Below are 18774 nucleotides of genomic sequence, written 5' to 3'. Positions count from 1 at the left end.
CCACGCCGCGGCAAGGCCGCCCCGCCGCCTGCGCCGCCGCGCCACTTCCTCGACGTCTCGGCGCTCGACCACGCCACGCTGCGACGCATCCTCGAGTTCGGCGCCGGGTTCAAATCCGGCGCCGGACCGCTCGCCGCGCGGCCGCTGGCGGGCCGCACGCTGGCGCTGATCTTCGAGAAGCCGTCCACGCGCACGCGCGTGAGCTTCGAGGTGGCGATGAAGCGCCTCGGCGGCGACGTGGTGGTGCTGAGCGCGCGCGAGATGCAGCTCGGCCGCGGCGAGACGGTGGCGGACACCGCGCGCGTGCTGTCGCGCTACGTGGACGCGATCATGCTGCGCACCGACAGTGTGTCGAAGCTGAACGAGCTTGCGGACGCGGCGACCGTGCCGGTGATCAACGGGCTGACCGACCAGTCGCACCCGTGCCAGATCATGGCCGACGTGATGACCTTCGAGGAGCATCGCGGGCCGATCGCCGGCCGCGTGGTCGCCTGGTGCGGCGACGGCAACAACGTCGCGCGGAGCTGGATCCACGCGGCCGCGCGGTTCGGCTTCACGCTGCGGCTCGCAACGCCGGAGGCACTGCGCCCACCGGCCGAAAGCATCGCCTGGGCGCGCGAGCAGGGCGCGGTGATCGAGGTGACGGAGGACCCCGTCGAGGCCGTGCGCGGCGCGGACGCGGTCGTCACCGACACCTGGGTCAGCATGAACGACGCGCCGGGCACGAACCGGCACAACCTGCTGAAGCCCTACCAGGTGAACGAGGCGCTGATGGCCCATGCGCCGGATGCGATCTTCCTGCACTGCCTGCCGGCGCATCGCGGCGAGGAGGTCACCGACGGAGTGATCGACGGGCCGCAATCGGTCGTGTTCGACGAGGCCGAGAACCGCCTGCACGCCCAGGCCGGCGTGCTCGCCTGGTGCCTCGAACCCGCGGTGGCGCGACGATGATCCCGGGGGGCGAGGCTGAGCCGGGCCGCGCCCCCGTTCCGATCCTGACCGTTCCGTCCGCGGTCCGTCCGTTCTACCTGGAGGCCGCGCCGGCGCGCGGCCAGCTCGTGCGGCTCGGCTCGCTCGCGGATGCGCTGCTGACGCGCCACACCCTTCCCGATGCGGTCGCGCAACTGCTCGGCGAGGCGCTGGCGCTGACCGCGGGGCTGTCGGCGGCGCTGAAGTTCGAGGGCTCGTTCTCGTTGCAGGCGCGTGGCGACGGGCCGGTGGGCATGCTGCTCGCCGACTGCACCGGGCAGGGTGCCTTGCGCGGCTATGCGCGCGTGGATGCCGAGGCGCTGGCGCGGCTCGACGATGCGCCCTCGGCGGCGCGGCTGCTCGGCGCCGGGCATCTCGCCTTCACGGTCGACCAGGGGCCGGAGATGGACCGCTACCAGGGCATCGTGCCGCTCGAGGGATCGAGCCTGTCGGACCTCGCGCACACCTGGTTCCGCACCAGCCAGCAGGTGGAGGCGGCGGTGAAGCTGGTCGCCTCGCGTACGCAGGCGGGCTGGCGCGCGAGTGCGCTGCTGCTGGAGCGCATCGCCTTCGCGGGCGGCGAGCGTCGCCGCGCGCCGGAGGACGACGACGAGGCCTGGCGCACCGCGGTGATGCTCGCCGGCAGCGCCACCGCTGCGGAGCTGCTCGACGAGGTGCTGTCGGCCGAGCGGCTGCTGTGGCGGCTGTTCCACGAGCTGGATCCGCGGGTGCAGACAGCGAAGCCCGTCTCGTTCGGCTGCCGCTGCTCGCGCGATCGGATCGAGCGGGTGCTGGCCGGGTTCGGCGCCGACGACCTCGACCACATGGCCGAGGACGGCACCATCACCGTCACCTGCGAGTTCTGCAACGTTGACTTCCGCTTCGACCGCGGTGAAGTGGGGGCGGCGTCGCCGGCGGATGGCGGCGCGGCCTGACGGGGCGGGAGGCGGCATGGTTGGCAGACGGTGGCTGATCGCGCTCGGCGCGGTGGTGGCGGGCTGCGCGGGTCCGGCCGAGCAGCCGCGTCCGGTGATCCGTCCGTTCGACTACACGCATCTGACGACGATCCAGCTCGACGTCGCTCAGGTCGAGGTGGTGGATGCGTGGGTGCCGCCGCGCGCGCCGCCGCATGTCGATCATCGCGCACCGGTCGAGCCGCGCGAGGCGCTGCGGCGGATGCTGACCGACCGTGTGCAGGCGTGGGGAAGGCAGGGCCGCGCGCGCGCGATCATCGAGGAGGCGAGTCTGATCGAGGAGCGTCTGCCGCGGCAGACGGGGATCGGCGCGTTGTTCTCCACCCAGCCGTCCGAGCGCTACGTACTGACGCTGCGCGTGCGGCTGGAGGCGGAGGGTGCGGAGGGGCGGCGCGGCTCGGCGGAGGCGACGGTGACGCGGACGCGGACGGTGCTGGAGGGCACGTCGGTCGCAGCGCGCGAGGCGGTCTGGTACGAGATGCTGCGCTCGGCGATGGATGATCCGCAGGGGCTGAACGTGGAGTTCGAGTTCCAGGTGCGCCGTGCCTTGCGCGGCTTCATTGCGCCAGAGGGGGCCCCGCGTCCGCCGCCTGGCGGCGGGATCGAGACCGAGGAGTTGCCGTCGCCCGGCCGGGCGGCGGCGGGCTGAGCAGGGAGGAAAGCATGGCCGTTCTGCAGTTCGTCAATCCGCCTGGTGTGCATGATCCGGCGGGGCGCTACAGCCATGTCGCTGTGGCAACGGGTGCGACGCGCTGGGTGTTGCTGGCCGGACAGGTCGGCACGCGTCCGGATGGCACGGTCCCGGAGGAGATCGGCGCGCAGTGCGAGCAGGCGATGGCCAATGTGCTGGCGGCGCTGCGCTCGCAGGGGCTCGGCCCTGAGTCGATCGCGAAGATGACCGTGTTTCTCACCGACGCGTCGTACATCCCGGCGTCGCGCGAGGCGCGCCAGAAGGCGCTCGGGTCGATCACGCCGCCGGCATCGACGCTGCTGATTGTCGCCGGTCTCGCCTCGCCGGCGCTGAAGGTCGAGATCGAAGCGATCGCCTGTGCCTAGGGTCCTGGGATGGAGGGTGGGGGGGAAAGGGTCAACGGCCCTGTGCCCCCTCCGTTTCGTCTGTGGGCCCTGAGCTCGACCGATTGATCTCGCTGCTGGGGAAACTGCCGGGCCTCGGCCCGCGCAGCGCCCGCCGGGCGGCGCTGGCCTTGATCCAGAAGCGCGAGGTGCTGCTGCAGCCGCTCGCGGCGGCGCTCGAGGCCGCCGCCGCGGCGATCCGTCCGTGTTCCGTGTGTGGCAATCTCGACAGTACGGACCCGTGCGGGGTGTGCGCTGACGAACGCAGGAATCGTTCGGTGATCTGCGTGGTGGAGTCGGTCGGCGATCTCTGGGCGCTCGAGCGGGCGGGCGCGCATCGCGGCCTCTATCACGTGCTTGGTGGCACGCTGTCGGCGATCGGCGGGCGCGGGCCGGAGGATCTGACGATCCAGCAGCTGCTGCGGCGTGTCGCCGCAGGTGGTGTCTCGGAGGTGATCCTCGCGCTCGGCGCAACGGTGGACGGCCAGGCGACCGCGCATCTTGTTGCGGAGCGGTTGCGGCCGCTCAACGTGGCGGTGACGCGGCTCGCGCATGGCGTGCCCGTTGGCGGCGAGCTCGGCTATCTCGACGACGGAACATTGGCCGCGGCGCTGAAGGCGCGCCGACCGGCGTAGGATCTATCGGGAGTTTCGTGTTTGGGGCCGCAGGGTGGAGCTGAAGGAGCCGCTGCATGCCCCGCCGCAACCCGCCTGCGATCCCGGATGAGGTTCTGGACCGGCTGCTGTCCGGTGCCGACCCATCGCCGCGCCCACCTGGCTGCCGTCCGTTCCGAAAACGAGCGCTGACGCGACGACGATTGCTGCTCGACTCGGCCAGGCCGGCCAAGCCTCCAGGATCGTACTTCCCGACCGAGCGAGGTCGCGCCTTCGCGCTTACCCGGTCTCGGCGAACGCGGCCGCCGCCTCATCTACACCGCCAACGCCGCAAGCACGCGCGGCGGCGACATGGGGAGGCTGTAGAGCCGGCGGCCCAGAGCCCTGTAGACTGCGTTCGCCACCGCGGCGAGGGGCGGAACGATCGGCACCTCGCCGACGCCGCGTACTCCCTGCGGATGTTTTGGGTTCGGAACTTCGATGATGACCGTGTCTAGCATTGGCAGGTCGGAGCAGACGGGCATCCGGTAGTCGAGGAAGCTCGCGTTATCCACGCGGCCTTGCCTGTCGTACATGTATTCCTCGTTCAGCGCCCAGCCGATGCCCTGGGCAACGCCGCCCTGCATCTGCCCCTCAACATAGCCGGGATGGATCGCCCGTCCGACGTCCTGGATCGCAGTGTAGCGCACCACGCGAACGATCCCGAGATCAAGGTCGACCTCGACGTCGCAGATATGCGTCGCGAAGCCGCCCTCGGCCCCAGCGGTGTTGAGCTGCACGCCCGCACCGATCGGCCCGCCCGTCTCGGGCGCCCGCGCCGCGATTTCGGCGAGCGTCAATGCCGGGAACCTGCCGGCGTTGTGACCGGCGGGTACCGCCTCGCCGTTCTCCCATTTGACGGCGTCCGGATCGATCTTCCAGATCGCTGCCGCGCGTTCGCGAAGTGTGGCGATGACCTTCTCGGTCGCCTGCGTGACCACCATGGCGGAGGCGAAGGTGACTCGGCTGCCGCCGGTCAGATTGCTGTAGCCGATCGTCGCCGTGTCGCCGATCAGCACCGAGACGCGGCGATAGTCGATGCCGAGCAGCTCCGCAGCGATATTGGCGGTGGAGGCGCGCGAGCCGCCGATGTCCGGGTGGCCGGTCGTGACCACGACGTTGCCGTCCTCGGTGATGTTGACCTGTGCGCTCGATTCGCCGCCGGCGTTGAACCAGAAGCCGCTGGCGACACCTCGCCCCTGGTGTTTGCCGAGCGGTGCCGTGACGTGCGGATGCGCGCGCGCCGCTTCGATCGTTTCGACGAAGCCGATGCGCGGAAAGACCGGGCCGTGCGCAGCCTTAGTGCCCTCCCGCGCGGCGTTCTTCAGACGGAACTCGAGCGGGTCCATCTTCAGCGCCTCGGCCACCTCGTCGAGCACGCACTCCGTGGCATAGGCGCCGATCGGCGCGCCCGGCGCGCGATAGGCCGCGACCTTGGAGCGGTTGGATACGACGTCGTAGCCCACCGAATGCACGTTCGGAATGTCGTAGGGGGCGAAGGCGCAGCCCGCGGCGCCGCGGATCGGTGATCCCGGCAGCGCACCGGCCTGCAGGTAGAAGGTGCCCTGCGCGGCGACGATCCGCCCGTCACTGGTCGCGCCGATCTTCACGGTGCTCTTCGAGCCCGATGTCGGGCCGGTCGCGCGGAACACCTCGTCCCGCGACATCACCATCTTCACCGGCCTTCCCGACTTCCGCGACAGCAACAGCGCGAGCGGCTCGAGATAGACGATGGTCTTGCCGCCGAAGCCGCCGCCGATCTCGGCCGGGATGGCACGGATGTCGCTTTGCGGCATGCCCGCGAGGTGAGCGCACATCGCGCGCACCATGAACTGGCCCTGGCTGGAGCTCCAGACCGTCGACTTGCCGTCCGGGGCAACGCTGACCAGGCAGGCGTGACTCTCGATGTAGCCCTGATGCACCGGCTCGGTGCGGAAGCTGCGCTCGATGACGACATCGGCCGCGGCGAAGCCGGCCTCGACATCGCCCAGCTTGTGCTCGAGCCTGCCGGCGATGTTGGAGGGCTTGCCTTCGAACCTGATCGACTCGTGCAGGATCGGAGCGTCGGGCTTCAGCGCATCATCGATCTCGATCGCCCAGGGCAGCACCTCGTACTTGACCTCGATCAGCGCGCAGGCTTCCGCGGCGATCGCCTCGGTGGTCGCGGCGACCGCGGCGACCGGATGGCCGTGGAACAGCGCCTTCTCGCGCGCCATCACGTTGCGGCTGATCCAACGCATGTCCTGGATTCCGAGCGGTACCGGCGTCTCGACCGGGAAATGGACAACGTCGCGCGCGGTGATGACCGCCTTCACGCCGGGCACCGCCTCTGCCTTGCTCGTGTCGATCGCCACGATCCGGGCGTGCGGATGCGGGCTGCGCAGCACCCTGCCCCAGATCATCCCGGGCATGGTGGTGTCAGCGGCATAGGCGGCACGCCCCGTCACCTTGTCCGCACCGTCGGGGCGGATCGTGCGCCGGCCGATCCACTTGTTGCCGACGATCTCCGCCGTGCTGGCGTCGTTCATTGCCGAGCCCCCCTCATCTCCGCAGCGGTTTCCATGACGGCGCGGACGATCTTGTCGTAGCCCGTGCAACGGCACAGGTTGCCGGCCAGCCAGAAGCGTATCTCGGTTTCACTCGGGTCAAGGTTTCGGTCCAGCAGCGCCTTGGCGGCCATCAGAAAGCCAGGCGTGCAGATGCCGCACTGCAATGCGGCCATCTCCAGGAACTTCTGTTGCAGCGGGTGCAGCCGATCGCCCTGCGCCATCCCCTCGATGGTCTCGATCGTCCGGCCTTCGGCCTCGGCAGCCAGGGTCAGGCAGGAACAGACGAGCCTGCCGTCCAGCGTGATCGAGCACGCACCGCAGTCGCCGGTGCCGCAGCCTTCCTTGGTGCCGGTCAGACCCAGCGTCGAACGCAGCGCGTCCATCAGGCTTTGATGCGGGTCGCAGAGGAATTCCACGGGCTCGTCATTGATGACCGTAGAGACGTGCAACTTTGCCATACCGTCAGTTCCTCCGGGCGCGTTCGGCGGCTATCGCGGCGGTCCGCTTCAGCAGGACGCCGGCGACTGTCGTGCGATAGGCGATGGTACCGCGCTTGTCGTCGATCGGCCGGCAGGCCGCCCGGCAGGCTGCCGCCGCCTGCTCCAGCGCCGCCTCATCGAGCGTCGATCCGATGAGCGACTTCGCGGCATCGGCGACCAACAGGACGGTCGGCGCGACGGCGCCCAGGCCGACGCGTGCGGCGGTGACAATGCCGTCCTCGATGGTCAGGTTGACGCCGCATCCGACGACCGCGATGTCCATCTCGGTGCGCGGGATCATCCGCAGATAGGCATCGCCCGCGCCCTTGGGCCGGGGCGGCAGGGTGAAGCTGACCACGATCTCGCCGGGCGCCAGGGTCGTGCGCCCCGGTCCGGCCAACACCGCCTCGACCGGGATGTCGCGCCGGCCGTTCGGTCCCTGCACGGTCACGCTGGCGGCGGCGGCGATCATGGCCGGCACGCTGTCTGCCGCAGGCGAGGCATTGCACAGGTTGCCGCCTGGGGAGGCGCGGCCCTGCACCTGGGTGGAGCCGATCAGGCTCACGGAGTCCAGCACGCCGGGCCAGACCTTGCCGAAGCGCGGGTGCTCGGCGAGCACCGCCCCCGACACCGCAGCACCGACGCAGAAACCGCCGCCAGTTGTTTCGACGACGGTCGTCATTTCGTCGATGCTCTTGATGTCGATGATCAGTTCCGGCCGCACAGCGCCCGTGCGCATCTGCACCAGAAGGTCTGTGCCGCCAGCGAGGATGCGGGCGGCACCCGCTGCGGCGGCGAAGGCGCCGACTGCCTCGTCGAGCGTTCGAGGCGCGAGATACCTGGCATTCATCATCGTTCACTTCTCCAAGCGCCGATCGCGGTCCTGCGGCCGGCCAGGATGACAAGTCGACTGGTGTCGCGTGTCCAAACAGCGCCTTGCCGGCGCCCTGGCGACGGACCAGGCACCGGCCGCCGGGACACGCTTCGGCTCACGCGTCGTCGCGGGCAGTCCGTGTCAGGGGGGCGAACCCCGGCGGTGGCGACCGAATGCGAAGCTACTGTGGGGCCTCCTCGATCATGGGGCGACGGGCCGGGGCGGGTTGTACGGTCGCGGCATCGACACGGTGTGAGCCGGATCGCCTGTCCCTGCCCGCATCGTTCCCTGGGCCGGCGATCTGCGCAATTGAAACCTGTCCCGCGTGAGTGGTCCGAGAGGAAGGTTAGTGGATCATGGCGTCCTCCGCCATTCTGGGCGGGAGGCGCAGCACCGCGGAGCCGGGCTGGCAACGTGGGAGGCGTATCACCCGCACGCGCCGCTTCTCTCGCCTTCGACACCCTACCCCCGCGCGCTTGGCCGAGGCCGGGCGCGCCCTCTGGCGCATCGAGACCAGCCTGCACCGGGTGCTCGACACCAGCTGCGACGAGGACCGTGCCAGAAACCGCAAGGATCATGGGCCAGGGAACCCCGCCTTCCTGCGCAGACCCGCCCTCAACCTCCGCCGCTCCGCACGACCCGGCATCTCCATCCGACGCGAGCCAAAGCGTTCAGGCTGGTCCCACGACGTCGCGCGCTCCGTCCTCGGCCACATGCGATCGCCCTGAGGAACCCCGCCAAACCGGTTGCGCGTCCTATCTCGGCCCGGTAACACTTTCGCGCCATACGAGAACCCCAGAGGAGCTTCCGGGGTGCAGCGCGGATGAGCACTACAGGTGGGCTCTCGGCCCCCGTGATAGCGAGGCCGGGGGCGGGGCGTCAGGCCGCCGCGCCCGCTGCCGCAGCCATGCCGGCCTCGCCGCCGGCGGTCACGCGCGACGAGGTGGACATCCTGGTCCGCCGCGCGGGGCTGAACCTGAATGCCGGGCAGAAGGCGGATCTCGCGGTCTCCTACCAGCAGATCGTCGCCCTGACGGGCCGCATCCCGCGCGCCCGCCCGATCTGGGACGAGCCCTGGTTCACGGTCGCGCCCGCGAACCCTCCGGCCGCCCCGCTACCCGCGCCCGCGGCGAAGCCCCGTCCCGCGAAGCCCAGCGCCAAGGCGCCCGCGAAACCCGCTGCGCGCGCGGCCAAGCCCGCCAAGCCCGCCAAGCCCGCACCCAAGCCGGCGCGCGCGAAGCCCGCCAAGCAGTCCGCCCGCGCGACGAAGCCCGCCAGAAAGGCCGCCCGCGCGCGCCGATGAGAGCGGCCGACGTCCTCCACCACCTGACCATCGCCGATGCGGCGGGCGCGATCCGCGCCCGGCGGCTGTCGCCCGTGGACCTCGTCCGCGCCCTGCTCGCGCGGATCGAGCAGCTCAACCCCAGGCTCGACGCGTTCCTGACCGTGACCGAGCGCGAGGCGCTCTCGGCCGCCCGCGTCGCCGAGAAGGCGATCGGCTCGGGCGGCTGGAAGGGACCCCTGCACGGCATCCCGGTCGCCTACAAGGACATCTACGAGACCGCCGGCGTCCGCACCACCGCGCATTCCCGGCTGATGCTGAACCACATGCCGAAGCGCAGCGCCGCCGCGGTCGAACTGCTGGCCGAGGCCGGCGTGGTGATGCTGGGCAAGCTCGCGACCCACGAATTCGCGATCGGCGGCCCGGCCTTCGACCTGCCCTGGCCGCCCGCGCGCAACCCCTGGGACACCGAGCGCTTCACCGGCGGTTCCTCCTCCGGCTCGGGCGCGGCGCTCGCCGCCGGGCTCTGCCTCGGCAGCCTCGGCACCGACACCGGCGGCTCGATCCGCCTGCCCGCCGCCTATTGCGGCATCGCCGGGCTGAAGCCGACCGCGGGGCTGGTCAGCCGCCGCGGCGTCGTCCCGCTCGCGCACTCGCTCGACACCGCCGGGCCGATGGCCTGGACGGCGGAGGACTGCGCCATCCTGCTCGCCGCGATCGCCAGCCACGACCCCGAGGACAGCGCCTCGGTGCCCGCGCCCCGGGTCGACTACCCTGCGGAGTGCCGCAAGCCGGTGAAGGGGATGCGGGTCGGGCTGATCCGCCGCTTCCACGAGCACGACGTGCCAGCCTCGGCCGAGGTGCGCGAGCAGATGGCCGACGCGGTTCGGCTGCTCAAGGAGCTCGGCTGCACGGTGGTGGAGCTCGACACCGCGCCGTTGCAGGACTTCAACGCGGTCACCCGCCTGATCATCACCGGCGAGGCCTACGCGCTACACGAGCACGACCTGACCACCCGGGCCGAGCTCTACTCGCGCGCCTTCCGGGTGCGGGTGATGGCCGGCGCCCTGCTGCGCGCCGCCGACTACCTCCAGGCCCAGCGCCAGCGCAGGACGCTCGCCGCGCAGTTCAACGCGCTGTTCGAGCGGGTCGAGGTGCTTGTGACCGCCTCTGCCGCTTCGCCGCCGCCCAGGCTCGCCGACCAGCAGCTCGACGAGGGGCTGGCGCGGCCGATGTTCACGGCACCCGCGAACGTGTCGGGCGGGCCGGCGCTGGTGGTCTGCTCGGGCTTCGCCGCCAACGGCCTGCCGCTGGGGTTGCAGATCGTCGGCCGGCCGTTCGACGACGCGGCCGTGCTGCGGCTCGGCCGGGCGGTGGAGGAGGCGGCCGGCACGCGGGCGCGGCGGCCGGCGCTCTGACGCCTGCGTCTGGTTCCGGCGCGGGACCGTGGCAGGGTGCGTCCCGCGGGCCGGCCAGCCGGCGGTTCGGGGGCCGCGTCAAGTCCGTAGGAGCGGTCCTGGCGAGTCGCGGAGCCAGGATGGGACAAGGTACGAGCGTCGCAGTCGGCTGAGCGGGGTGCAGCGGGATCGGCTGAGCGAGCACTTCGTGGCCGGCACGACAGCGCCGGCGGCGGCCGAGCTGGTCGGGGTGCACCGCAACACCGCCGCCTCGCGCTACACCCGGCTGCGCCGGCTGATCGCAGTGGAGATGGAGAAGGCCCTGCCGGCCGCCGCCGCGGTCAAGGCACCATCAGCTGCAAGCCGGCGCCGGGTGAGGATCCGGTTCAGGTTCACGCCGTGAGGGCGTGCCACCAGGCTGACCGAGGCGCCCGGCTCCTGGCTCTCCTCGACCATCCGCTCGTGGTCCGCGCCGGAAACGCGGGTCGGTGTCCGCGGCCCCGGGCGGGTGCTGCACATATCCGGTGCGACCCGTCTGCCGGACCGCGAGGTGGCTTGACCTCCGTTGCGCCGGGCCGCGTAATCCCGCATCGATCGGGAGGGGCTGCTTGGCGCTGCCGGCACTGCACGCGGATGGCCTGCGATACGCCTATCGCGGAGTCCCGGCCGTCTATGACGTGTCGCTCGGCATCGAGGAAGGCGAGATCGTTGCGCTGCTTGGCGCAAACGGCGCCGGCAAGTCGACGACCGTGAACATGCTCGCAGGCGTGCTGCGTCCGGATGCCGGCCGCATCGTCTGGAAGGGCGAGGACATCGCCGGACTTGCCGCGCACCGCGTGATGGAGCGCGGGATCGCGCTGGTGCCCGAAGGCCGGCTGATCTTCCCGCAGATGACGGTGCTCGAGAATCTTCAGGTCGCCGGCACGTCGCGGCGTGCCGCGGACGGCTTCGCGCGTACCCTCGACGAGGTTCTGGCGGTATTTCCGAGGCTCCGCGAGCGTGCCGACCAGGCGGCAGGGTCGCTCTCGGGCGGCGAGCAGCAGATGCTTGCGATCGCCCGCGGCCTGGTCGGACGGCCCGCGCTGATGGTGCTGGACGAGCCCTCGCTCGGGCTCGCGCCGATGCTGGTGCGCGCGGTGTTCGACCTGGTGCGCGACCTGAACGCCCGCGGCATGACTGTGCTGCTGGTCGAGCAGAACCTGCGCCAGTCGCTCAAGGTCGCTGCGCGCGGCTACGTGCTCGAGAAGGGGCGCGTCGCGCTCGCCGGGACCGGCCCCGCGCTGCTGGACGATCCCTATGTTCGCCAGGCATTTCTTGGACTCTGAGGAGGAGCACGCCATGATGCGCACCACGCGCCGCACAGTACTCGCCACGAGCCTCGCCGCGCCCGCTGTCGTGCGCCATGCGTTCGCGCAGACGCGCACGGTCGCGCTCGGCGGCTCGATCCCGATGACCGGCCCGGCCGCCGAAACCGGCCTCAACGTGCTGCACGGCTACCAGGCGGCGGTGAAGCGCATCAACGACGAGATGGGCGGCGTGCAGGCGGGCGGACAGACCTACCGTCTCGAACTGCGCCTGGTCGACGACGCCTCGGACCCCTCACGCGCGACCACGCTGATCCAGCGCCAGGTCGACGAAGGCGTGCCGTTCTTCCTCGGCTCCTTCGGCTCGAACATCGTGCTGCCGACCTGCGCGATCACCGAGCGTGCGCGGCGGCCGATGGTTCAGGCGGGCGGCGGATCAGATCAGATCTTCACCCAGGGCCGGCGCTTCGTGTTCGGCATGTTCCCGCGGGCGACGCGCCAGTTCGACAGTGTCGTCGCGTTCTTCAAGCGGCTCGACCCGCAGCCGCGCACCTTCGCGATCGTCTACACGAATGATCCGTTCAGCCGGTTCCAGGCGCTGGGAGCGAAGACGACGCTCGACGCCGCCGGCTACCAAGTGTCGGAGCCGGTGCAGCTTCCTGCCGTGGTCACCGATGTCTCCACCGTGCTTGCGCAGGTGCGCGCGACTCGGCCGGACGTGCTGGTGGCCAACACCCATGACGAGCACTCGCTGCTGATCACGCGCCAGATGGTCAGCAGCGACACCAACGTGAAGCTCGCCTATTTCGCGCTCGGGCCGCAGACAGCGGCGTACCGCGACGCGCTCGGCAAGTATGCCGAGGCGGTCGTCACGGCCGCCTACTGGGCGCCCAACGCGGCCTATGACTGCCCCTATTTCGGCGACGCGCGCGGCTTCGAGACGTTCTACACCAGGAACTTCCAACGCCCCCTCGCCTACCACATGGCCTCCGGTGCTGCCTGCGTGCTCGCCTATGCCGAGGCGATGAAGACCGCCGGCGGGCCCGACTCGGCAAAGGTGCGCGATGCCCTCGCAGCGATGGATTTCGGCTGCTTCTATGGCCGCGTGAAGTTCACCGAGCATGGCGACGGCGACCCGCAGCTGATGGGCCCGCTGGTCGCGCAGGTGCAGAAGGGCGCGCTCGAGATCCTGCACCCGGAGCGGGCGGCCACGGCGCGACCGATCTGGCCGGCACCGGAATGGTCGGCCCGGGGCTGAGACGATGATCGACATGCGCATCAACTGGCCGAACGGCGCGCGCGTCGCGGTGATGCTGACCTTCGACTTCGACGCCGAGACGCTCTGGACCTCGCGCGACCCGGCCAACGCCAGGCGGCCGGGCACGCTGAGCCAGGGCACCTACGGCGCCAAGGTCGCGGTGCCGAAGATTCTGGAGGTGCTGAAGGAGGCTGGGGTGAAGGGCACGTTCTTCGTGCCCGGCTGGACCGCCGAACACCACACGGGCCGGCTCGAAATGATCGTGCGGGAGGGCCACGAGGTCGCGCACCACTCCTACAGCCATCGCTGGATCGACCCCGATTTCCCCGACCAGGAGATCGAGGAGATGGAGAAGGGACTGGAGGCGCTGAAGCGCACGGTCGGCGTGGTACCGAGGGGCTACCGCTCGCCCGCCGGCGAGACCAGCGAGCTGCTGATCAGGCTCCTGCAGCAGCACGGCTTCCTCTACGACTCCTCGCTGATGGACGACATCAACCCCTACCGGCACATCCTGCCCGATGGGTCGAAGGGACCGATCGAGCTCCCCTGGCACTGGAGCCTCGACGATGCGATCTACGCGCTTTTTTCGATCAAGGGGCCACGGCCGATCTTCCCCAACCGCCACATCATGGAGATCTGGCAGGACGAGTTCCGCGAGATCTATCGCTGGGGCGGACTGTTCGACCTGCTGATGCACCCGCAGGTGAGCGGACGGCCGAGCCGCGTCGCGCTGCTGCGCGAGATGATCGCCTGGATCCAGACCTTTCCGAATGTCTGGTTCGCCACCGGCACGGAGGTCGCCGAGGCCTGGTCCGCCGCGCACGAGACCGCGTGATCCCGCTCGCCCAGACACTGCTCGACGGGCTGGTGCTCGGCGGCGTCTACGCCTTCGCCGCGGTCGGCTTCTCGCTGATCTTCGGCGTGCTCGGCGTGGTGAACCTCTCGCACGGCGTGTTCGTCGTGCTCGGCGCGTATCTCGGCCTGATCCTGCACGAGGCGGTCGGGATCGACCCGCTGCTCGGCCTGCCGGCGGTGATGACGACGCTGGCGGTGCTCGGGTACGTCTATCAGCGGACGCTGATCGCTGCGGCGGTCGAGCGCGCCTCGCTGGTCGCCTCGCTCCTGGTGACCTTCGGCGTGGCGCTGATGGCGCGCAACCTGATGCAGATCGGCTTCTCGCCGGACGTGCGCAGCATCTCGACCGCGTACAGCTTCGCGGGCCTGTCGCTGGGGCCGCTCCGCGTCGATCTGGTGCGCGCCGCCGGGCTGCTGACGAGCCTCATTCTGCTGTCGGGGCTCGCGCTGGTGCTCAAGCGCACTGCGTTCGGGCGAGCGGTCCGCGCGACCGCACAGCAGCCGGTCGGGGCCGCTCTGTCGGGCATCGACGTCAGGCACGTCCACGGACTCACCTTCGGGCTTGGCGCCGCCTTTGCCGGCGCCTCGGGGACCGTGATCGGCATGATGCTGCCCTTCTCGCCCTCCTCCGAGGGTGGCTGGACGCTCAATGCGTTCATCGTCGTCGTGCTCGGCGGTGTCGGCAGTCCACAGGGAGCGCTGCTTGGCGGCTTGCTGCTCGGGCTGATCGCGACGCTGACCAGCCAGTATGTCGGCCCGTCGTTCCAGAACGCGGCGATGTTCCTGGTGCTGGTGCTGATGCTGCTGCTGCGGCCGCAGGGCCTGCTCGGCCACGCCTTCGCGACCAACCGTTGATGCGCATCCTGCCTGCCGTTGCAGCCCTCGCCGTGCTGGCGGTCGCGCCGGCATACGCCTCGCCGTTCGAGGTGCGCGTGCTGTCGCTGTTCTGCCTCTGGGGCGGGATGTCGATCGCCTGGAGCATCCTCGGCGGCTTCGCCGGCTACTGGAGCTTCGGCCATACCGTGTTCGTCGGTATCGGCGCCTTCGTGCCGGGGCTGATCGTCGCCAAGCTGCTCGACGGGGGCGGGGCGGAGCTCTTCGCCGTGCTGCTGCTCGCGGGCGGGGCCGCCTCCGCGTTGTTTGCCGCCGTCATCGCCTGGCCGCTCCTGCGCCTGCGCGGGATCTACTTCGCGATTGCGATGCTCGGCGTCGCACAGGTCACGGGCGAGCTCGCCTCGGCGATCGAGTGGATCGGCGGCGGGATCGGCCTCATGCTGCCAGACGCCACGCCGGCCACGCTCGCGCCGGAAGCGTTCTTCCACTATGTCAATGTGGGCCTGCTCGCGCTGACAGTTGCCGTAGCGGCCTGGGTGCGCGACGCACGTTTCGGCCACGGGCTGATCGCGATCCGGGAGGACGAGGACACGGCGCGCATGCTCGCGGTGCCGACCGAGCGCTACAAGATCGTGGCACTCGTGCTCTCGGCTTTCCTGGTCGGGCTGTTCGGTGCCGCGCACGGGTTCGGGCTCGGCTACATCACCACCGACAGCGCGTTCCGCATCGACTTCAGCCTCAACATGATCGTGCACGCGCTGCTCGGCGGCATGGGGACGATCCTGGGACCCCTGCTCGGCGCGGCGGTGATGGTGGCGCTGACGCAGGTCCTGCTGGGCGAGATGCTCAACTATCACCTGCTCGTCACCGGCGGCCTCGTGGTGGCGATGGTGCTGCTCGCGCCGCAGGGCTTCCTCGGCCTGCTGCGGAGGACGCCGCGGTGAGCACGATCGAGGTGCGCGGGCTGTCCAAGAGCTTCCGCGGCCTGCGTGCGGTCGTGGACGTGACCTTTGCGGTGCCCGACGGCGCGATCGCCGGACTGATCGGCCCGAACGGTGCGGGCAAGTCGACGCTGTTCGCGCTCGTCACCGGCTTCCTCGCGCCGGATGCCGGCGAGGTGCTGTTCAGGGGCGAGCGCATCACCGGGTGGACGCCGGAACGCATCGGCCGGGCGGGCATTGCGCGGGCGTTCCAGATCGCACGCCCGTTCCCGGGTCTTTCCGTGCGTGAGAACGTGCGCATCGGCGCCCTGTTCGGCCGTGCCGGTCCGCGGGACGTCGATCGCGTCACCGACGACGCGCTCGAGATGCTCGGCATCGGCGAGCTCGCCCACCGTCCCGCGCAGGGATTGACGGTCGGGCAGCTTCGTCGGCTCGAGGTCGCGCGCGCGCTTGCCGCCCGGCCGCTGCTGCTGCTCGCCGACGAGCCCTGCGCGGGCCTCAATCCCGCCGAGACCGACGCGATGATGGCGGCACTCGGACGCATCCGCGACCGTGGCATGACGATCTGGCTGGTCGAGCACGACATGCGCGCGGTGATGGCGACCTGCGACCGCATCCTCGTGATTGCCGCCGGCCGCGCGATCGCCGCGGGAGCGCCGGCGGAGGTCGCGGTCAACCCCGAAGTCGTGACGGCCTATCTCGGCGATGCGGACGTGTAGGCGCGGCGGCATCACCTGATCGGGCGAAGAAGCGCCCGGGGCAACCCTGGCCAGGGGCCCGTCAGTCCGGAACCGGGTGCTGGCCCGGATTTCTCATCGGGCGGCGTGAGCCCCTGGGGCGGACGGGCGGGCGTCAGTCCCGCACCCTGGTCCGCTCGATCCAGGACACGAAACGTTCGAGCAGCGTGTTGAGCACCGTCCGCGTCATCTCGTCGGCGAGCGCGCCTTGATCGTCGAAGCGCGTGGCGGCCTGGGTAACGAACACGTTCGGACCTGGCAGCACCGGCAGCGAGAGGTTCTGAAGCGCCTGGCGCACCTGCGCCTGGGCGCGCGCCGTGCCCATCAGTCCTGGTGTTGCGCCGATGATCGCGACGGGCTTGCCGTTCAGCGGTGCGGGACCGGCGGAGGTCTTGCGCGAGAGCCAGTCGAGCGCGTTCTTCAGCGGCCCGGGTACCGAGGCGTTGTACTCCGGCGAGACGACGAGCACGGCGTCGGCCGCGCGCACGGATGCGCCGGCGGCGAGCACGGCGTCCGGCCAGGGGTCGCGTTCAAGGTCCTCGTTGAACAGCGGCAGGTCGCCGATCGGCACCTCGGTGATGTTCAGCGCGGCGGGCTCGCTGGCGATCGCGGCGTTCATCAGCTTGCGGTTCCAGGAGGCGCGTCGCAGCGAGCCGCAGATCGCGGCGACAGTGTAGGGCCCGGCCATGGGGTTCTCCGCGGTCAGTAGGGTGTGCCGTCCTTGTGCGTGAAGCGGCGCGATCCGTCCGGTCCGGGTTCGATCTTCAGATCGACATCCGGGTAGTCGACGGCGTCGCGGTCGGGGGCGCGGGTGCCGACGACCAGGAAGATCACGTCCGCTTCGGAACGATTGACGAGGTGGTGGGCGTTGCCGGTGTTGCAAGGGAAGCCGACGCAGAGCCCGGGCGAGAGCGTCTCCTCGCCGTCGTTGGTGATCAGTGTGGGCGTGCCTTCCAGCACCAGCACGAACTCGTCCTCGGCCGAGTGGGCGTGGCGCAGCGCGCTCATCGCGCCGGGCGTCAGGCGCACGAGGTTCACGCCGAACTGGGTGAGCCCGAAGGCGTCGGCGAGCCGGCGGTGGTGGCGGCCGGCGACGGCGGCGCGGAAGGGCTCGGGGTAGGAGGTGGTGGACCGTTCCTCGATCGCGGTGATCGGGAGCGCGCGGCTCACGGCAGCAGCACCGTCGAGCCGGTGGTGCGCCGCGCCTCGAGCGCGCGGTGCGCCTCGGCGGCGTCCTTCAGCGGGAAGCGCTGGTTCACCTCGATCGTCACCGCGCCCTTGCGCACGACCTCGAACAGGGCGTTGGCGGAAGCGACGAGATCGTCGCGCTTGGCGGTGTAGGTGGCCAGCGTCGGGCGCGTGAGGAACAGCGAGCCCTTGGCGGCGAGCAGGCCGACATCGAAGGGCGGCACCGCACCGGAGGCGTTGCCGAACACCACCATCATGCCGAGCGGGGCAAGGCAGTCGAGCGACTTCATGAAGGTCTCGCGGCCGACGCTATCGTACACCACGGGCAGCATCTTGCCGCCGGTGATCTCCTTCACGCGGGCCTGGAAGTCCTCCTTGGTGTAGACGATCGGGTGGTCGCAGCCATGCGCGCGGGCGAGCGCGGCCTTCTCGTCCGACCCGACTGTGCCGATCACGGTGGCGCCAAGATGCTTGGCCCACTGGCACATGATCAGCCCGACCCCGCCGGCGGCGGCGTGGACAAGGATGGTCTGGCCGGATTTCACCGGGAAGGTGCGGCGGAGCAGGTACTCGACGGTCATGCCCTGGAGCATCATGGCCGCGGCGACCTCGAAGGAGATGTCGTCGGGCAGCTTCACCAGGCGGTCGGCCTTGATGGTGCGGGCCTCGGCGTAGGCGCCGATCGGGGCGGTGGCGTAGGCGACGCGGTCACCCGGGGCGACGACGGTGACGCCCTCGCCCACGGCCTCGACCGTGCCGGCGCCCTCCATGCCGATGACGCAGGGGAGCGAGGGCGGCTTGTAGAGCCCGGTGCGGAAATAGACGTCGATGTAGTTGAGGCCGACGGCGGCGTGGCGGACCAGCGCCTCGCCCGCGCCGGGGGAGGGGGTCGGGACCTGTTCCCACTTCATGACTTCGGGGCCGCCGTGCTCGTGGATGCGGATCGCGTGGTGCATCGGGCGCGTCCTTGACTGGTTGACGGGGGAGTGGGTCAGGCCTGTTCGAGGCCGAGGAGGTAGCGCTTGGTGGTCGGGCCCTCGCCGCCGGAGTAGCCGCCGAGGCTGCCATTGGCGCCGGTGACGCGGTGGCAGGGGATGATGATCGGGATCGGGTTGGCGCCGCAGGCGGTGCCGACGGCGCGGGCGGAGGAGTGGAGGTCGCGGGCGAGGTCGCCGTAGCGGCGGGTCCGGCCGCGCGGAATGGCCTGCATGGCGGCCCAGACGCGGCGCTGGAAGGTTGTGCCGGCGGGGTTCAGCGGCAGGTCGGCGAAGGGGTCGGGCGCGCCGTCGAAATAGGCATGGAGGGCGGCGGCGGCGCGGGTGAGGAGGGGGGTGGGGGATTGGTCGCGGCCGCGGCCCCAGTCGAGCGCGACGATCGCCCCGTCCTGTTCGGACAGGGTGAGGTCG

Annotated in this window: 20 protein-coding genes and 1 pseudogene; 14 read left to right on the top strand and 7 right to left on the bottom strand. The window is 70.8% G+C overall.

What is annotated here, in order from left to right; genetic code table 11:
• From argF to recR, 5 genes are all read left to right on the top strand, one after another.
• The coding region (argF, locus tag ACTIFU_RS15220; RefSeq protein ID WP_439579168.1) for an ornithine carbamoyltransferase at positions 1–951 on the top strand (951 nt) is incomplete at its 5' end.
• Positions 948–1904 carry an Hsp33 family molecular chaperone HslO gene (locus ACTIFU_RS15215; RefSeq protein WP_439579167.1) on the top strand — a complete coding sequence of 319 codons (957 nt, stop codon included), beginning with the start codon at positions 948–950 and terminating at the stop codon, positions 1902–1904. The genes argF and ACTIFU_RS15215, both read left to right, overlap by 4 nt.
• Before the next feature lie 16 nt (positions 1905–1920).
• Entirely contained in the window at positions 1921–2592 is a 672-nt protein-coding gene (locus ACTIFU_RS15210) for a hypothetical protein (RefSeq protein ID WP_439579166.1), read from the top strand.
• A gap of 14 nt (positions 2593–2606) precedes the next feature.
• Complete coding sequence (locus ACTIFU_RS15205; protein ID WP_439579165.1) at positions 2607–2999, top strand: RidA family protein; 393 nt, start codon at positions 2607–2609, stop codon at positions 2997–2999.
• Between the two features lie 62 nt (positions 3000–3061).
• Positions 3062–3652, top strand: coding sequence for a recombination mediator RecR (gene recR, locus ACTIFU_RS15200; protein WP_439579164.1), 591 nt, complete (start codon positions 3062–3064; stop codon positions 3650–3652).
• 293 nt (positions 3653–3945) lie between these two features.
• Here the strand turns inward: recR and ACTIFU_RS15195 are convergent, their stop codons facing one another.
• Genes ACTIFU_RS15195 through ACTIFU_RS15185 form a run of 3 tightly spaced genes read right to left on the bottom strand, consistent with a single transcriptional unit; the run spans position 3946 to position 7551 of the window.
• Complete coding sequence (locus ACTIFU_RS15195) at positions 3946–6198, bottom strand: xanthine dehydrogenase family protein molybdopterin-binding subunit (protein WP_439579163.1); 2253 nt, start codon at positions 6196–6198, stop codon at positions 3946–3948.
• Entirely contained in the window at positions 6195–6677 is a 483-nt protein-coding gene (locus tag ACTIFU_RS15190) for a (2Fe-2S)-binding protein (protein WP_439579162.1), read from the bottom strand. Before ACTIFU_RS15190 ends, ACTIFU_RS15195 begins: the two co-directional genes overlap by 4 nt.
• A gap of 4 nt (positions 6678–6681) precedes the next feature.
• Complete coding sequence (locus tag ACTIFU_RS15185) at positions 6682–7551, bottom strand: FAD binding domain-containing protein (protein ID WP_439579161.1); 870 nt, start codon at positions 7549–7551, stop codon at positions 6682–6684.
• Positions 7552–8479: 928 nt separating this feature from the next.
• Between ACTIFU_RS15185 and ACTIFU_RS15180 the strand changes: the two genes are divergently transcribed.
• The 9 genes and pseudogenes from ACTIFU_RS15180 (at position 8480) to ACTIFU_RS15140 (ending at position 16162) form a co-directional block, all read left to right on the top strand.
• Positions 8480–8875 carry a hypothetical protein gene (locus ACTIFU_RS15180; RefSeq protein WP_439579160.1) on the top strand — a complete coding sequence of 132 codons (396 nt, stop codon included), beginning with the start codon at positions 8480–8482 and terminating at the stop codon, positions 8873–8875.
• Positions 8872–10272 carry an amidase gene (locus ACTIFU_RS15175; protein ID WP_439579159.1) on the top strand — a complete coding sequence of 467 codons (1401 nt, stop codon included), beginning with the start codon at positions 8872–8874 and terminating at the stop codon, positions 10270–10272. The genes ACTIFU_RS15180 and ACTIFU_RS15175 overlap by 4 nt, the downstream gene beginning before the upstream one ends.
• Positions 10273–10420: 148 nt before the next feature.
• A pseudogene (locus tag ACTIFU_RS15170) lies at positions 10421–10570 on the top strand (IS1595 family transposase); the annotation flags it as partial.
• 289 nt (positions 10571–10859) lie between these two features.
• A complete protein-coding gene (locus ACTIFU_RS15165) occupies positions 10860–11576 on the top strand; it encodes an ABC transporter ATP-binding protein (RefSeq protein ID WP_439579158.1) in 717 nt (238 codons plus the stop codon).
• A 13-nt stretch (positions 11577–11589) separates the two neighbouring features.
• Entirely contained in the window at positions 11590–12813 is a 1224-nt protein-coding gene (locus ACTIFU_RS15160) for an amino acid ABC transporter substrate-binding protein (RefSeq protein WP_439579157.1), read from the top strand.
• A gap of 4 nt (positions 12814–12817) precedes the next feature.
• Entirely contained in the window at positions 12818–13648 is an 831-nt protein-coding gene (locus ACTIFU_RS15155) for a polysaccharide deacetylase family protein (protein ID WP_439579156.1), read from the top strand.
• Positions 13645–14523, top strand: a complete 879-nt coding sequence (locus ACTIFU_RS15150) for a branched-chain amino acid ABC transporter permease (protein ID WP_439579155.1) — start codon at positions 13645–13647, stop codon at positions 14521–14523. Before ACTIFU_RS15155 ends, ACTIFU_RS15150 begins: the two co-directional genes overlap by 4 nt.
• Positions 14523–15446, top strand: a complete 924-nt coding sequence (locus tag ACTIFU_RS15145; protein ID WP_439579154.1) for a branched-chain amino acid ABC transporter permease — start codon at positions 14523–14525, stop codon at positions 15444–15446. Before ACTIFU_RS15150 ends, ACTIFU_RS15145 begins: the two co-directional genes overlap by 1 nt.
• Positions 15443–16162 (top strand): ABC transporter ATP-binding protein, encoded by a 720-nt coding sequence (locus ACTIFU_RS15140; RefSeq protein ID WP_439579153.1) that lies wholly within the window; start codon positions 15443–15445, stop codon positions 16160–16162. The genes ACTIFU_RS15145 and ACTIFU_RS15140 overlap by 4 nt, the downstream gene beginning before the upstream one ends.
• A gap of 133 nt (positions 16163–16295) precedes the next feature.
• Here the strand turns inward: ACTIFU_RS15140 and ACTIFU_RS15135 are convergent, their stop codons facing one another.
• From ACTIFU_RS15135 to ACTIFU_RS15120, 4 genes are all read right to left on the bottom strand, one after another.
• Positions 16296–16868 (bottom strand): NADPH-dependent FMN reductase, encoded by a 573-nt coding sequence (locus tag ACTIFU_RS15135; RefSeq protein WP_439579152.1) that lies wholly within the window; start codon positions 16866–16868, stop codon positions 16296–16298.
• Between the two features lie 14 nt (positions 16869–16882).
• A complete protein-coding gene (locus ACTIFU_RS15130; RefSeq protein WP_439579151.1) occupies positions 16883–17350 on the bottom strand; it encodes a cupin domain-containing protein in 468 nt (155 codons plus the stop codon).
• Positions 17347–18324 (bottom strand): quinone oxidoreductase family protein, encoded by a 978-nt coding sequence (locus ACTIFU_RS15125; protein ID WP_439579150.1) that lies wholly within the window; start codon positions 18322–18324, stop codon positions 17347–17349. The genes ACTIFU_RS15130 and ACTIFU_RS15125 overlap by 4 nt, the downstream gene beginning before the upstream one ends.
• A gap of 35 nt (positions 18325–18359) precedes the next feature.
• Positions 18360–18774, bottom strand: a 415-nt coding sequence (locus ACTIFU_RS15120) for a methylated-DNA--[protein]-cysteine S-methyltransferase (protein WP_439579149.1), incomplete at its 5' end; no start/stop codon positions are given.

Source organism: Elioraea sp. (assembly GCF_051860475.1).
Classification (GTDB): domain Bacteria; phylum Pseudomonadota; class Alphaproteobacteria; order Acetobacterales; family Acetobacteraceae; genus Elioraea.
This window is presented reverse-complemented; position numbering and strand designations above follow the sequence as displayed.

Bases quoted from the DNA above. Each gene is read 5' to 3' on its own strand.
- ACTIFU_RS15215 (WP_439579167.1), top strand. From the start codon at position 948: ATGATCCCGGGGGGCGAGGCTGAGCCGGGCCGCGCCCCCGTTCCGATC.
- ACTIFU_RS15210 (WP_439579166.1), top strand. From the start codon at position 1,921: ATGGTTGGCAGACGGTGGCTGATCGCGCTCGGCGCGGTGGTGGCGGGC.
- ACTIFU_RS15205 (WP_439579165.1), top strand. From the start codon at position 2,607: ATGGCCGTTCTGCAGTTCGTCAATCCGCCTGGTGTGCATGATCCGGCG.
- ACTIFU_RS15195 (WP_439579163.1), bottom strand. From the start codon at position 6,198: ATGAACGACGCCAGCACGGCGGAGATCGTCGGCAACAAGTGGATCGGC.
- ACTIFU_RS15190 (WP_439579162.1), bottom strand. From the start codon at position 6,677: ATGGCAAAGTTGCACGTCTCTACGGTCATCAATGACGAGCCCGTGGAA.
- ACTIFU_RS15185 (WP_439579161.1), bottom strand. From the start codon at position 7,551: ATGATGAATGCCAGGTATCTCGCGCCTCGAACGCTCGACGAGGCAGTC.
- ACTIFU_RS15180 (WP_439579160.1), top strand. From the start codon at position 8,480: ATGCCGGCCTCGCCGCCGGCGGTCACGCGCGACGAGGTGGACATCCTG.
- ACTIFU_RS15175 (WP_439579159.1), top strand. From the start codon at position 8,872: ATGAGAGCGGCCGACGTCCTCCACCACCTGACCATCGCCGATGCGGCG.
- ACTIFU_RS15160 (WP_439579157.1), top strand. From the start codon at position 11,590: ATGATGCGCACCACGCGCCGCACAGTACTCGCCACGAGCCTCGCCGCG.
- ACTIFU_RS15155 (WP_439579156.1), top strand. From the start codon at position 12,818: ATGATCGACATGCGCATCAACTGGCCGAACGGCGCGCGCGTCGCGGTG.
- ACTIFU_RS15145 (WP_439579154.1), top strand. From the start codon at position 14,523: ATGCGCATCCTGCCTGCCGTTGCAGCCCTCGCCGTGCTGGCGGTCGCG.
- ACTIFU_RS15135 (WP_439579152.1), bottom strand. From the start codon at position 16,868: ATGGCCGGGCCCTACACTGTCGCCGCGATCTGCGGCTCGCTGCGACGC.
- ACTIFU_RS15125 (WP_439579150.1), bottom strand. From the start codon at position 18,324: ATGCACCACGCGATCCGCATCCACGAGCACGGCGGCCCCGAAGTCATG.